Raw genomic sequence first — 14,203 nt, forward strand, 5'->3', positions numbered from 1 at the left:
CGGATTGTAGAGACAGGGAAACTGACATGCCAATAAAGGATACCCAGCTTGGTCGCGATGTCCGCATCATGCATCCGGACCTGGTCAATCTGTATGGTTGCACCGTTGGTGACGAAAGCAGAATCGGAACCTTCGTCGAGATCCAGGCGGGGGCGGAGATCGGTGCGCGTTGCAAGATATCGTCGCACAGCTTCGTCTGCGAGGGCGTCACGATCGAGGACGAAGTGTTCATCGGTCATGGCGTGATGTTCACAAACGACAAATACCCGAAGGCAACGACCGCGGACGGTCGTCTTCAGCAGGCGTCGGACTGGACGCTTCAGCGCACTCACGTCGGCAAGGGGGCGTCCATCGGTTCGAACGCCACCATCCTGTGCGGTGTGACGATCGGAAAGGGAGCCTGCATAGGCGCGGGTGCAGTCGTGACGAAAGACGTTCCGGACGGCGCCATCGTCGCGGGAGTGCCCGCTCGGGTTCTGTCCGCAGCTGAAGAGACGGTCCTGGGTGGCCTCGGCTCATTCGGGACGCAGCGGAAAGAGCGTTGTTAATATTCATCCCGTGCGAATTTAATGCTTGATTTAATATGATGATTATATTTAAATGCGGGATATAATTTCAATCCAATCCAAGGTCTTGAATCTTGATACCCTTCCTGGATCTGAAAGCCCAATATAGCCAGATCAAGCCCGAAATCGACGCGGCTGTGGCGAGGGTCATCGGGAGCGGGCACTTTGTGCTCGGGCCTGAGGTGACGGCCTTCGAAGGACGCTTTGCGGAATATTGCCGGACTGCCCATTGCCGCGCGGTGAACAGCGGAACTTCGGCGCTTCACCTTGCCTTGCTGGCGGCGGGCGTAAGGCCCGGTGACGAAGTCATCACGGTCTCGATGACCTTCGTCGCGACGACCGCGGCCATTCTCTACAGCGGCGCCAGGCCGGTGTTCGTCGACGTCGACCCTGTGACGTGGACAATGGATCCCAGCTTGGTCGAAGCTGCGATAACGCCGCGAACCAAGGCTATCCTGCCGGTTCATCTCCACGGGTTGATGGCCGACATGGATCCCATCATGGAGATCGCGCGTCGTCACGGCCTGGTCGTCATCGAGGACGCCGCGCAGGCGCACGGGGCGGAATACCGCGGGCGTCGCGCAGGCTCGATCGGCGATCTGGGATGCTTCAGCTTTTATCCGGGCAAGAATCTGGGGGCGTGCGGCGAGGGCGGAGCCGTCGTCACGGACCGGCCTGAATTCGCGCGCCGCGTGTCACTGCTGCGGGATTGGGGGCAGGAGGCGAAATACGACCACGTCATCGCCGGCTACAACTATCGCATGGACGAAATTCAGAGCGCGATACTGAATGTCAAGCTGGACTATATTGAGCATTGGACGGATGCACGTCGGTCGCTGGCTGAGCGATACAATGCACTGCTTTCTGGTCTTCCATTCGCGCGTCCCCAGCCGCCCCAGTACGCCCGCCACGTGTATCACGTCTATGCGGTCAGATTGGAGCGCCGCGACGACGCGCTGAAGCTATTGCGTGATGCCGGAATTGGCGCCGGGATTCACTATCCCGTCCCGGTGCATCTGCAGAGGGCGTATGCAGAACTCGGCTATCGCGCCGGTGATCTCCCCGTCACTGAGATGCTCGCGAACGACTTCCTCTCTCTTCCCATCTATCCCGAGTTGCTGCCGGAACAGGCGGCCGAGGTTGTCGGAATATTGAGGAGTGCGGCGGCGCTGCAGCCCAGCGTAGCCATCAACACCCGGTCGGAGCATCCACAAAGCGTCATGACATGGTCCCACAACAGGAGAGCGTCTTGATTGATCTCAAGGGTAAACGCGTTCTGGTCACCGGCGGGGCCGGATTCATCGGCTCCCACATCGTTGATCTGCTCTGCGACGAGGGCTGCATCGAGATTGTTGCCCTCGACAACATGATCAGAGGCCGGCCGGAAAATCTCCGGCGCGCGCTCGGGCGTGGGCCGGTGAGACTGGTTCATGGCGACATTCGCGATCGCAAGCTGATGGAAGCGTTGGTCAAGGCGGCCGATATCGTCTTCCACCAGGCCGCGCTCCGCATTACTCATTGTGCGGCCGAACCACGTCTGGCCAAGGAGGTCATGGTGGATGCCACCTACGACCTGCTGGAACTGTGCATCAAGCACGATATTGAGAAGATCATCGCGGCCTCTTCGGCATCGGTATATGGCATGGCCGAGGAGTTTCCGACGACAGAGCGGCAGAATGCCTACAATAACCGAACTCTCTATGGGGCCGCCAAGGCGTTTAACGAAGGGCTACTGCGGGCTTTCAACGATGCATGCGGCCTCGACTATGTGGCATTCCGGTATTTCAACGTCTATGGCAGCCGGATGGACATCCACGGACGGTACACCGAGGTCTTGATTCGCTGGATGGAGCGGCTGGAAGCTGGATTGCCTCCCGTTATCTTTGGCGACGGCCGTCAGACCATGGATTTCGTTCACGTCCGCGACGTCGCGCGTGCCAACATCCTTGCCGCCAGGGCAAAGATTACCGATGAGGTCTTTAACGTCGGGAGCGGCACCGAAACAAGCCTGACCGAGCTGGCTACGGTGCTTGCGTCGGTGATGGGACACCGCGGCCTCACGCCCGAATTCGCGCCGGAGCGCTCGGTCAATCCAGTACCGCGACGTCTGGCCTCGACGGGCAAGGCAGAGCGTTTGCTGGGCTTCCGCACCACGGTTTCGCTGGAGCAGGGGCTCGCCGATCTCGTGAAATGGTGGCGATCCGAGCGCGAGCTCGCTTCGGATCATCATCGGCAGGCGGCGGCATCGTGATTCCGATCGCTGCGCCGCTACTTGCGGAGGAAGAGGCTGACGCTGCGCGCGCGGCAGTGCTGTCGGGCTGGGTGTCGCAAGGTCCGCAGGTGGCCGCGTTCGAGCGCGAGTTCGCTGCGCTTGTCGGCGCTCCGCACGCCTGTGCCGTCGCGAACTGCACGACGGCCCTGCAACTCGCCTTGGCGGCATTGGACATCGGCGCTGGCGACGAGGTGATCACGGTAAGCCACTCCTTCATCGCGACCGCAAACGTCATCCGACACCAGGGCGCCACTCCGGTTTTCATCGATATCGAGCCGGAGACATATAATCTGGATTGCGCTCGGCTGGCCGAAGCGATCTCGGAGCGCACGCGTGCCGTGATCGTCGTCCATCAGATGGGCATGCCATGTGATATGGCCGCGCTTCTGGCCATAGCGCGCCGTCATGGGATCGCCGTGATCGAGGACGCGGCCTGTGCCGCCGGATCGCAGATCCGGATGAACGGGGAATGGGAGGCGATCGGCAAGCCGCATGGAGACATTGCCTGCTTTTCCTTTCATCCGCGAAAGGTGATCACGACCGGTGAGGGGGGAATGCTCACCACCGCGAATGCCGAGCTTGACCGCAAGTTCAGGCTCCTGCGCCAGCACGGCATGAACGTTCCGGACACGGTGCGGCACAATTCGTCGTCCGTGATCTTCGAGGAGTACGTCGTTCTGGGTTACAACTACCGAATGACGGATATGCAGGCCGCAATTGGCCGCAAACAGCTCAAGCGGCTTCCGGAGCTGGTAGCACGCCGGCGGGCCGTTGCCGCCAACTATGCCGAACAGCTCGGCAATCTGGAAGGACTGCGGTTGCCAACCGAGCCGACGTGGGCCAGATCCAACTGGCAGAGCTACTGCGTGCGGTTGCCAGACCGCCTCGACCAACGCATCGTCATGCAAAACCTCCTCGACAAGGGAATCGCGAGCCGCCGCGGGATCATGTGCTCGCATCGTGAGCAGCCCTACGCCGAGGCGAGGCAGCGCCACGACCTTCGTCAATCTGAAGTGGCGCAGGACAGGTCCATCTTGCTGCCCCTCTACGCGCAGATGACGGATGCGGACATGCTGAGCGTTGTTGCGGCGCTGAAAGCCGAGATAGCCCAATGATGAGTGCGGCACATCTATGAGAATCCTGGTCGCAATTGCCAGCTACGGCCACGTAAATGACCAGTACCTTGATCGGGTGATCAATGAATACCGATCCATGAACTTCGAGGTCGACGTGGTCGTTCTCTCGAACATCGAAAAGGCCCTCCCGGCCTCGGTCGAGTGTCTCGTTGGACTCCCAACCAAAGATCCCTGGTCTCTGCCGTTTCGGCACAAGGAGCTGTTCCGTGAACGGCTCGATTCCTACGATCTGTTCATCTACTCGGAAGATGACATTCTAATAACCGAAGAGAATATCAGAGCGTTTCTGAACGTTCAGACCGACCTGAGCGAAGGCGAGATCGCCGGATTCCTGCGGATCGAATATGGTCCAGATGGAGAGCACAACTTTCCGGAGGTGCATGGTCATTTCCGCTGGGATTGTGAATCGGTCAGAATTAGGGGGAACTATACTCTCGCCCATTTCACGAACGAACACTCAGCCTGCTACGTACTAACCCAGCAACAGCTGGCGAAAGCGATTGCTTCAGGCGGATTCCTGGTAGCACCGCACGAGGGAGAGTACGATCTTCTTTGCAGCGCTGCCACTGACCCGTATACGCAATGCGGTTTAAGAAGACTCATTGCCATATCGCACATAGAGCAATTCTGGGTGCATCATTTGCCGAACAAGTATATCGGCCATTTGGGTGTCGACCAAGACGAACTGGGCTCTCAAATATCGGCGTTGCTGCAGATCGCCTCTCAGGAGCAAAGACGTTGTCCGCTGCTGAATACCGAGACCAGCTTGTGGCACAAAATGTATTCGAAGGATTATTATGAGCCGATCAGAAACGAAGTCTTGAGCCTGATTCCCAGTAGCGCCGAACGCATCCTGTCGATCGGGTCAGCTTCCGGCGCCAATGAACTTTGGTTGCTCGAGACCGGAAAACGGGTGGTGGCGGTACCACTTGATGATGTCATAAGCAGCCAATCAGCCGCACGTGGGCTTCAGGTGGTGTCAGGAGATTTTGAGACCGCTCGCGCAAAGATTGGTCCAATAAGATTTGACTGCATCTTGTTCCTTAACGTTTTGCAGTTCGTCCATCGCCCCGAGCATCTGCTGAGACTGTTTGTCGACGCTCTCTCGCCAGGAGGGGCAGTCCTCATTACGGCACCAAACAGACCGTATATCCGTTATCGGTGGCGGCGGAAAGGCGTTAGTGAACCGCGCCATAGGGGGCTTAGCTTCGAGACGACGAGAATTCATAATACATCCACCGCGGTCATTCGACGCTGGTGTGTCGAGTCGGGACTCGCGATGGAGAGGACATCGAAAATCGCTTCTGCCCGAGCCAACGGACCAAAGAAGAGCCGCTTGCCCTCCCTCCTTGCCGCGGACGTTGTCGCTCTGGCAAGGAGAGTGGATAATCCGAACGACCGCAGAGGTCCGAAGAGAAACGAAGCAAACGCGGGCGAGCCGCTATGACGAACCGAAGAGACGGTCGCGCTTGTGACTCGGAACATACCGAATACTACAGGCATTCACGCGAGGAAATTCGATCGCTCTTGCCAAACAGAGCATCGAGGATCTTGGAGGTAGGGCCGGGCGGCGGTTACACGCTGCGTTGGCTGAGATCGATCTATCCGAACGTCACGACCGTGGGGGTCGAGATCAACCGTGAGTTGAAGGAAGAGTTGGAGGAAAACGCGGATATAGCCATTATCGGCAACATCGATGATTGTACATCCGACCTGGGCCAGTTCGATCTCGTCTTGCTTCTCGATGTACTGGAGCACCTGCCGGATCCCGGGAGGACACTTCGATCGATCAGCGGGCGTCTAACTGAGGGCGGCCGCACTATCGTGTCGGTGCCGAACGTCGCGCATTTGAGTGTATCGTTGCCGCTGCTCTTCCGGCGGACGTTTACATATCGGGATTCCGGGATCCTAGATCGCACGCATTTGAGGTTTTTTGTCGAAGGAACGGCCGTCGGACTTCTGAACGATGCTGGTCTAATTGTCACGGACGGTTTGGTTGCGGGCATCGATGGACCGAGATCGAAGTTGATTGATTGTCTCTCGCTCGGAGCCCTTCGTCACCACTTGGTCAAGCAGTACATCATGGCCGGGCAACGCGGCGATGCTTCGGCACAGCCCAACATCATCTGGAGGAGAGCGGACAACATGCGCGCGGCGGAGGGACGCCGGTGAGATCCATAGATGTAGTCATCCCCTGCTATCGGTATGGGCATTTTCTGAGTGATTGCGTCCAATCTGTTCTGGCGCAATCCGGGGTGACGGTCCGCGTGCTGATTATTGACGACGCGTCACCAGACAACACGGCTGACGTTGCGCGGGAGTGGGCCCGCGCGGACTCGCGGGTCAACGTCCTCAAGCATGCGTCTAATCGGGGGCACATCGCAACGTTCAACGAGGGCATTGCCTGGGCGGCGGCCGACTACATGGTGCTGCTTTCTGCAGATGACTATCTGCTGCCTGGTGCGCTTGCAAGATCAACTCGCGTGATGGATGATCACCCTTCCGTCGGTCTCGTTTTTGGTAGAGCGATCGTACAACAGGATGATCGAACGGAAGACGTCGCTGCTCCTCCAGGTCTGGGGCCGGGAACACGGATATTATCTGGAATCGAGTTCATCCATCTCAGCCGTGCCAAGAACATCGTGCTCGCGCCTACCGTAGTGGTTCGGACGAGCCTACAAAAAAAGGTGGGCGGATATTCACCGCAACTGACGCACAGTGGCGACATGGGTATGTGGTTGCGATTTGCCGCGCACGCCGAGCTCGGATTCATTGACCAGGCTCAAGCTGTTTATCGACGGCATACGACCAACATGTCAACGACGTACTCGCCGGAGCAGGATCTCGCGCAACGAAGGGAGGCATTCGAAGACTTTCTTAGTAGTTGCGCTCCGGTGCTTGCAAACATCGATGATCTTCGGACCTGGTTCGTCCACGAACTGGCGCTTGACGCAGTAAGGAGTGCGAGCCGTGCCTTCAACGAAGGAGCAATGGGACTTTCCGACCGGCTCTGTAACGCTGCATTGGAGATGGATCCGAGCGTTGGAAGCTCTTTATCTTGGTTTGTTCTCGGTTGCAAACGCCGTCTTGGTCTACGTGCATCGCAGTTTTTACGACCGGCCGTTGATCTAGCTAGGCAGATGCTGTGGCGATAGCAGGAAGGCGTGCGCAGCCCTTGGGAGGGCACGCCGGCTATCCTCATGGTCACGGTGATCTCGATGGGCTGAGTCCGTTTGAGGAGTTCGGTCGCAAGTTTCCCAGGACAGCATTGACCAGGCGGGGCATGCTGGGGGAGACTTGGAGTTGTCAACCAGCGCGCTTAGCAAGAAACTCTCAGCGCGAAGGGCACGATATTCCCGTCGCGTCAAAAACAATTCCCCGTGACCGTCGGGCTGATCGACCAATCACTTGCCCTCCGGCGAGCTGCGTGCCGTCATCGTCACCAGCAATTCTCGAGCAAACGGTGAGTGCTACCAAACGTTCAAAAGGGCGCGGATGCGGTACTGCGGAGAACCTAGCGTAACGCAGACGAATGTAAGGGGTGGCGGAATTCTATCTTGAGCAACATCGACCGGCCAGAGCCAGAAGCGCTTTAGTTGATCCGCTCAGGGCACTTCAGTCTCGTCTCGCGATGGCTGGAGCTAGTTGTGACAACTGAGCCAGAGTGGTTGAACGGCAATCCGTCAGCTAACTACCGGAGCGGACCACTTTAAAGTCATCCGATCACGACTTTCTTATGACTGAACTTGCGAAAGTCCCGCAATGGGATCTCGGAGCCGCAATAGCTCGGCTCCATAATAACGGTCATCAGCAAGGGAAGATTCCCGGAGAGAGCCGCGAATCCCAAGGCACAGACCCCAGAAGATCCATACGAAGTGCCAGTAGTGAACAGTCAGACCAGTCAGCATCAACATGACGACGGCGGCCGAGAAGCCCCACTTCAGGCGAGCCGTATCAACGTTCTCGTTCCCGCGCACTTGAACGCCGCGGTCACCAATGACCGTGCTGAAATTAGCGAGGATTAACATCCCGATCATCGGAAGGCCAAAGCGTAAAGCCAACTGTAGCCAGACAGAATCGACGGTGTAGTCAAGGATGGAATCGTTCAGAGGAAGGAAGGCGAAACCCGTGATCGGCTGCTCGTCGATCCTCGCGAGCGCGAGATCCCAGATCATCAAGCGGAACCACCCGGATACGGGGTCAAGCGTCAAGTTAGTGATGATCCAGGCTATCGGTCGGTTGGTCACAGCGAATAGGACGATCGCGAGAATTGCTATCGAAGTCCAGAACAGACTCCCTCGCCACGGAAACTGCTTCAAAGACCTGTCGTATGCGAATGCGCCCGCCGCTATTAGTAGTGAAAGTAGTGGGCCAGATGATAGCGCGAGGAAGCATCCGAGTGCGGAGACGCCTACCCACTGGATCCATTTACCAGGCGTGGTTTCCGAACCCATCAGAATTACGCTGGAGATGGTACAGAACGTACCAAACAGGATTGGATGATCAAAAGTGGACGCTGCCCTGACAAGATTGATGCGGAAGTCCGGGGCTAGAAGCGGAGCACTGTTGACAAGCCGAGCCAGAGCTTCATGAACGAATAGTCGTCCTGAAAGCGTATCTGCGATGCCCAACAGGACGACGATCGCGATCGTGCCTTTTAGGGCGCGAATGAACACGGCCACAGCTTCCGGACCGAGGAAAAAACCGCGAGCAACGAAGTAGGCTCCCGCGAGCTCTGTGGCTTGAGCCCCTGCTGACGACATGCTTTCGGTGCCGCCCACATAGGCTGCTACTCCGATCATCCAGATGGCCGTCGTGGCCATCAAGTAGTCAGCCAATATGAGCTGCCGATATGACTTGCCAAGCCTGATCAGCGCCGGAATCAGGAGCAGCAGGAGGACGCCGCGCCCGACTGTAAGCTTCGGTCCCAAGGCACTGGACGCGACGAGACCACCTGGAAACAGAATCCCAAGAAAGCAAAGCCAGGCGACTATCGGATTAGGCGTTCGATAGTGTTGCTTCGCGTGGTCGTGAACGCCGTATAGGCGAGCGGGTATTGCCATGTTATCGATCCTACGCAGCAGCGGCCTTTCCCAGAACGTTTACATACCGCTTGATGCAAACCTCCACATCGAAACGAATGCGGGCTTCCCTAGCGATCACCGACCGTTCGGCTTCCCAGTGTTCGCGGTTTCCGATGATGTGGTTCATCGCAGAGACAAGTTCTGCCTTGTTGCGTTGAGTCTGAAAGCGGTGTCTTGCTGCTGTCTCCCAGGTGACCGTTTCCGGATCACCGGCAGGATTTGGAACGATGTATCCAAACTTGCCTTCGCGTCCCACTTGTTCGCGGGCGCCGCCCACATCGCTTATTATGACAGGCAGACCCGCGCATAGCGCTTCCATCGAGGCCAGCGGCCATCCTTCAAAGAACGAATTCAATACGAAGCAATCGGCTGCGCACAGGAGTATGGACGGATGGGAAATACTGTCGCGCAGATGTATCCTATCTGAGGCACCGGACTGCCCGCGAAGACGCAGCAACTGCTGCATATACAACGCATCATCCATTCTTCCCGCGATAAGTAGATGAGCATGCTGAAATGTTTGCGCGACGGCGGAGAACGCTGAGATCAGGCCATAGGCATTTTTCTGCATAACATGGCGTCCTAGAGAAACGAAGAGAAATTCATCTTCAAGGCCAAGCCATTGTCTCGCAGCCGTTCGGTCCACTGGAGGCCGTTGCCTGTCGTTGAATCCATTCGGGATTGTGACAATGGCGTCCGGCTGGAAAGCAGGATTGCCGCGCATGTACTGTAGCCTTACAAGCTCGCTAACCGCGACAAAGAACCGAATGCATTGACTCCTCTGGACTTCGGCCTGCCAATTCGTTCCGATCGGGGTTGGTACCGCGTGGAGCGTTTCGACCACAGGTATTCGCGCGTCATGCGCTGCCTCGACCAACCAGTCAGGAGGTGCGTGCGCACTGATGACGTCAGGACGATTGTCGGCCAGCCATCGGCGACTGTTTTCGATAGACTCTTGGATTACCTGAATCCCCTCATCGCGCACATTCCTCAGGAGTAGTCCTCTCCGGGCGGCAGGGTCCGTGAGCATGATGGTCGTAGCTATGCCATGGCTCGGCAGTCGTCGGGAAAGAAAAGCGACGAATTCATCAATGCCGCCGGTATCCAAAACGCTGGTGGAAATCAAACATCTCTGCTGGAGCTTGGGGGCTGTAGGTGCGCACTCTCCATTTCGGACCAGCTCCGCGGCGTGCTCGAGCGGCAGAAGTGGCCGGCCGTGCGCATACTCGCGCGTGATCAAGGGCGAGGACCAATCCGCAATTAAAGGTTGCTCCTTGCGGAGCTGCGACAGCAAGTAGCGCCCCGCATTTCGTAGTATGCGAGGGGCGGGCCCTCGATAGCGCTGTGCAAGAAGCGCAAGCTGTACGATGCGAGACGTATCAACCTTGTGAGACTCCTCCACCGTATCGATCCTAATCTTATTCTCGGGGCTGGTAGCGGACGATCCCGGCTCCACGCAAGGCCTAGTCAGTTCCTTCAACCGTCAACCAAGTGTAATATTTAAAGCGCGAGCCGTCTAGAAAATAAATTTAAATGTAATAAACGGCGGCCTTGTTTAATTGCTGTGGGTGTTCCACGCCCGCCGATCCTCGTTGGAATGCGCGAGCTCTATCTTTGAGCCCCAAGGCGCTGGCGAAGCACGCTGTTGTAAATTGCGTCCAACTGGTCCAGCTTGCGGTCCCACAGCCCAATCTTGGACACACGATTACGCGCTTGCTCGCCGAGAGACAGTCTGAGATTGCGGTCACTCGCCAGGCGCCGTATGGCAGAGGCGATATCATGCGCGTACTGTTCTGGTGACACCGCATGCAGGCGGATCGCGCAACTATCGTCGGTAGCGGCTCCGGGTCCGCCCCGATCACAAACGATCAGCGGTAGGCCATAACCCATGGCTTCGAATATCACGTTGCCCCCCGGTTCCCGATAACTCGGAAAGACAAAGATGTCCGCTCTCCCGTAGAAGCCGTCAACGGCGTCGCGGGTTTTCCGCCCATGAAAGAATACCCGATCCGTTAAGTGAAGCCGCCTTGCCAACTGCTCGCATGCTGCGCGGTCAGGGCCGTCACCTACAATATCAAGCACGAGTTCTAGATGGTGCAGTTTGCTCATTGCCTCAATGACATCCCGCGCCCCTTTGGTTCTGATGAGGCGGCCGACAAAGAGAAGCTTCACCGGACCACGCCTGGTTGACCGATCTATCGGATGCGGAAGCTTCTCGAGGCCCGTTTCACTCATGATTTCAAAGCAATGGAGTGATCGCTCACTAAGAACGTCCCTGACATAAGGGGCGATGCCGATAACGCAGGACGCTCGATCAAAGGTCATGCGAAGCCATGGATCGAAACGCAGGCGCAACCGATCTAGCCGCCGCAACCGCACATACCAGGCGGTAGCACGTTCCTGCTGTCGGAACGCCGCCGGTGAATCGAGGCTGCCCCCGACAGGTCCCACAATATACGGAATGCTGAACCCGACCAAAGGAGAGGGATATCGCATTGCAACCGGAAGGGGCTGGTGCGCGAGATCGAATCGCTCTCCGCGTGCCAAAGCTTGGCGAATCCATTTTCGTGCCCTCCAATAAAAGTAGAGGTAGCCTGGCTTAAGCATGCTGTTGAGACGCTCGGCCTGTCCTAACAGCGGAGGCTCGGGCCACTCAATTATCCGCAAGCCGCTAAGTTGTGTGGATGTGGGACTTGCGCCGCGCTTGTAGTAGGTCAAGAGCGTGACCCGATGCCGCTCAGCCAGGCGGCGCACCCACTGGTAGGCCACCCATGCCTCGCCGACGTCCTGGCCATCACAGGTGGGAGCTATCAGAAGAAGGTTTAGCGCCATCTACGGCTCGTCCGCTATGGGTTTAAAGTCCGCATTTTATCCTTCACTCAGGCGTAAAATACTGATATCTAATTCAGCATGATAAAATCAATTAAATAGATTTTGGGGTTCAATGTGGACGTCTCAATTATAATTGTCAACTGGAATACGCGCTGCCTTCTCGCGCAGTGCCTGGGGTCAGTTGCTATCGAGATGAGCTCGCGCGTAAGTTTCGAAATCATCGTTGTGGATAATGCGTCGACGGATGGTTCATGCGAAATGGTCCGGAGAGAGTTTCCCGGCGTCAAGCTCATAGTAAACAGCGAGAATCGAGGATTTGCGGCGGCGAACAATCAAGCTCTTGCGGTTGCGCAAGGGCGGTACGTCTTGCTGTTAAATAGCGATACCATTGTATTGGACCGAGCAATTGAAAAGACGATCGCCTTTGCCGACCGCTACCTTGATACTGCAGTCGTTGGATGCCGCGTCCTAAACCAGGACCGCAGCTTGCAATCCACTTGCTTTATGTTTCCGTCACTTCTGAATTGGTTTTTGCACGCGACCTATTTGTATCAACTTTTCCCGCGGAGCAGATTCTTCGGCCGCGAACGGATGACATGGTGGGCTCGAAACGATGTCCGTGAGGTGGATGTTGTCACTGGATGTTACATGCTGGTTCGGCGAGACGCCATCGATCAGGTAGGGCCGCTGGACGAACGCTTCTTCATGTATGCCGAAGAGACTGACTGGTGCCTCAGGTTTGTCGCAAAAGGCTGGAAAAATCGATTTACACCGGAGGCCGAGATTATTCACTTGGGAGGAGGCAGCGCCCCCAAGTTGGGATCGAATCGCGCTCGGGTTTCGAATAGGTCTTTTGTGCGGTATATGTTCAAACATTGGTCAAGATCACGGGCAGTTGCAGGCGTAATTATGCTGACGTTGTTCTATTTGCTCCGGCTGCCCCTTTTGGTCACAAAGAGGGTGGTCTGGCCCGGCGGGGAGAACGACCGGCTCCTTGAGAATCATTGGGCGGGCTTAATAGACATGCTAAATTACAGAAGGCATTTAATTTCGTAGGTCGTCCACATTTTCTTAGCCGCCAATCTCAGCGGGGTGTCGAGGTCTGACCGATGTCATCCTTTTACAATATGCTTATACCCTTTATTGAAGGGAAGACCGTTCTTGATGCCGGAAGCATCGGCCATTCCTACAAAGGCAGAACGGCTTTCAAAACCTGGAACTTTGCCGTGCTTGCGCAATATGCGGCAAGTATAAAGGGTTTCGACATCCTCGAAAATGAGATTGAAGTCGCTCGACTTGATGGGCACGACATTGTGTTTGGAAACGCCGAGACATTCGTTACACCTGAAAAGTATCAGGTCGTTTTCGCGGGTGACTTGATTGAACATCTTTCAAACCCCGGATTGTTTATCCAATGTAGCCGCGAAAATCTGGTGGAGGGTGGCCAACTCATCGTTGCTACCCCGAACACATATTCCTTGGCGAAGCTTGCACGTGTAGTCGCTCGCGCCACAAACGAACCACCCTGCAATCCAGAGCATACATTTTACTTTACGCCGCAAACCCTGGAGCAACTGGTTTGCCGCCATGGATTTCGATTGAGGCAAATCATCTACAGCGACATGCAGTATGCGCAAGGCCATGGTTCAAGATCGAAGAGAGTTAAGCTGTTCATCAATTCAAAAATTAGTTCGATGATTCCTCGGTTTTCACAAGCTATGATCGCGGTCTTTGATCGGAACTGATTTGATGCGAATGACGGTGCTCTTAATCTGCGATATGCCGAGCCAGAATCGCCTGATCATGTTGCAAATGTCGCCGTTGTGATACTTCGAAGTTGTCACCAGGTGATTAGGCGATCGCAAGTAGCCGAGTTTCAAATCGATGAGCAGTTGTTCACCATGGCGGGCTACCTGGCTGGCTATGCTAAGCGTGCCCGTTTGCCTCGACTCGCCAAGCGTGTTGGCTTCCACTGGTGCGAACCAAAGTGGCGTTTTTCTCCGAACCGAAGACGTGGGCAGTGTTGCCGACAGCTGTGCGGCCGATGGCCGGACGGGCGCTGCGAGCTCGGCACCGCAGCATCCAGAGTTGTTGAGGCGCTATGCGATAAGATCTCCCTGTAAGGTCGCGGGGGTTGACTACGCGGTTGGACCGAATTCAACGCCATCAAAGGATCCGGCAACCATCTCGATGGTTGGCGTTACGATCGACACTTCGAGCAGGACTATCCGCATTACGGGCGACAACGTCACGCTAGATGGATACGACTTCGCGCTTCACGGCGGATATCAGGTGGCGATCATGGCTGCGAAC

The 14,203-nt window shown here is 56.5% G+C and carries 12 protein-coding genes; 9 read left to right on the forward strand and 3 right to left on the reverse strand.

The genetic code is table 11. The features are described 5' to 3' along the window. Positions 1–26: 26 nt before the first annotated feature. From XI05_RS39380 to XI05_RS39410, 7 genes are all read left to right on the forward strand, one after another. The gene (locus tag XI05_RS39380; RefSeq protein ID WP_271511904.1) at positions 27–548 is read left to right on the forward strand and encodes an acyltransferase; all 522 of its coding nucleotides are present in this window, start codon (positions 27–29) and stop codon (positions 546–548) included. A 92-nt stretch (positions 549–640) separates the two neighbouring features. Further along, positions 641–1,819, forward strand: a complete 1,179-nt coding sequence (locus tag XI05_RS39385; RefSeq protein ID WP_271511905.1) for a DegT/DnrJ/EryC1/StrS family aminotransferase — start codon at positions 641–643, stop codon at positions 1,817–1,819. After that, positions 1,792–2,817 (forward strand): NAD-dependent epimerase/dehydratase family protein, encoded by a 1,026-nt coding sequence (locus tag XI05_RS39390; protein WP_271511906.1) that lies wholly within the window; start codon positions 1,792–1,794, stop codon positions 2,815–2,817. The genes XI05_RS39385 and XI05_RS39390 overlap by 28 nt, the downstream gene beginning before the upstream one ends. Further along, positions 2,757–3,953 carry a DegT/DnrJ/EryC1/StrS family aminotransferase gene (locus tag XI05_RS39395; RefSeq protein WP_271511907.1) on the forward strand — a complete coding sequence of 399 codons (1,197 nt, stop codon included), beginning with the start codon at positions 2,757–2,759 and terminating at the stop codon, positions 3,951–3,953. The genes XI05_RS39390 and XI05_RS39395 overlap by 61 nt, the downstream gene beginning before the upstream one ends. Before the next feature lie 16 nt (positions 3,954–3,969). Next, complete coding sequence (locus XI05_RS39400; RefSeq protein ID WP_271511908.1) at positions 3,970–5,421, forward strand: class I SAM-dependent methyltransferase; 1,452 nt, start codon at positions 3,970–3,972, stop codon at positions 5,419–5,421. Next, complete coding sequence (locus tag XI05_RS39405) at positions 5,418–6,146, forward strand: class I SAM-dependent methyltransferase (RefSeq protein ID WP_271511909.1); 729 nt, start codon at positions 5,418–5,420, stop codon at positions 6,144–6,146. Before XI05_RS39400 ends, XI05_RS39405 begins: the two co-directional genes overlap by 4 nt. Then, on the forward strand, positions 6,143–7,129 hold the full coding sequence (locus XI05_RS39410; RefSeq protein ID WP_271511910.1) for a glycosyltransferase family 2 protein: 987 nt from the start codon (positions 6,143–6,145) through the stop codon (positions 7,127–7,129). The genes XI05_RS39405 and XI05_RS39410 overlap by 4 nt, the downstream gene beginning before the upstream one ends. A gap of 579 nt (positions 7,130–7,708) precedes the next feature. On the opposite strand, the gene XI05_RS39415 is transcribed toward XI05_RS39410, so the two are convergent. The 3 genes from XI05_RS39415 to XI05_RS39425 all read right to left on the reverse strand — a co-directional run bounded on the left by XI05_RS39415 (position 7,709) and on the right by XI05_RS39425 (position 11,890). Next, the gene (locus XI05_RS39415; RefSeq protein WP_271511911.1) at positions 7,709–9,037 is read right to left on the reverse strand and encodes a hypothetical protein; all 1,329 of its coding nucleotides are present in this window, start codon (positions 9,035–9,037) and stop codon (positions 7,709–7,711) included. Positions 9,038–9,047: 10 nt separating this feature from the next. Further along, entirely contained in the window at positions 9,048–10,184 is a 1,137-nt protein-coding gene (locus XI05_RS39420; RefSeq protein WP_271511912.1) for a glycosyltransferase family 4 protein, read from the reverse strand. Positions 10,185–10,666: 482 nt separating this feature from the next. Next, positions 10,667–11,890, reverse strand: a complete 1,224-nt coding sequence (locus XI05_RS39425) for a glycosyltransferase family 4 protein (protein WP_271511913.1) — start codon at positions 11,888–11,890, stop codon at positions 10,667–10,669. A 114-nt stretch (positions 11,891–12,004) separates the two neighbouring features. Here XI05_RS39425 and XI05_RS39430 point away from each other — a divergent pair, with 114 nt between their 5' ends. Together XI05_RS39430 and XI05_RS39435 are read left to right on the forward strand one after the other, a co-directional pair. Then, complete coding sequence (locus tag XI05_RS39430) at positions 12,005–12,946, forward strand: glycosyltransferase family 2 protein (RefSeq protein WP_271511914.1); 942 nt, start codon at positions 12,005–12,007, stop codon at positions 12,944–12,946. A 53-nt stretch (positions 12,947–12,999) separates the two neighbouring features. Continuing rightward, positions 13,000–13,635, forward strand: a complete 636-nt coding sequence (locus XI05_RS39435) for a class I SAM-dependent methyltransferase (protein WP_271511915.1) — start codon at positions 13,000–13,002, stop codon at positions 13,633–13,635. Positions 13,636–14,203 lie beyond the last annotated feature (568 nt).

The sequence above is a fragment of the Bradyrhizobium sp. CCBAU 11357 genome (genome assembly GCF_028128865.1).
Classification (GTDB): Bacteria; Pseudomonadota; Alphaproteobacteria; order Rhizobiales; family Xanthobacteraceae; genus Bradyrhizobium.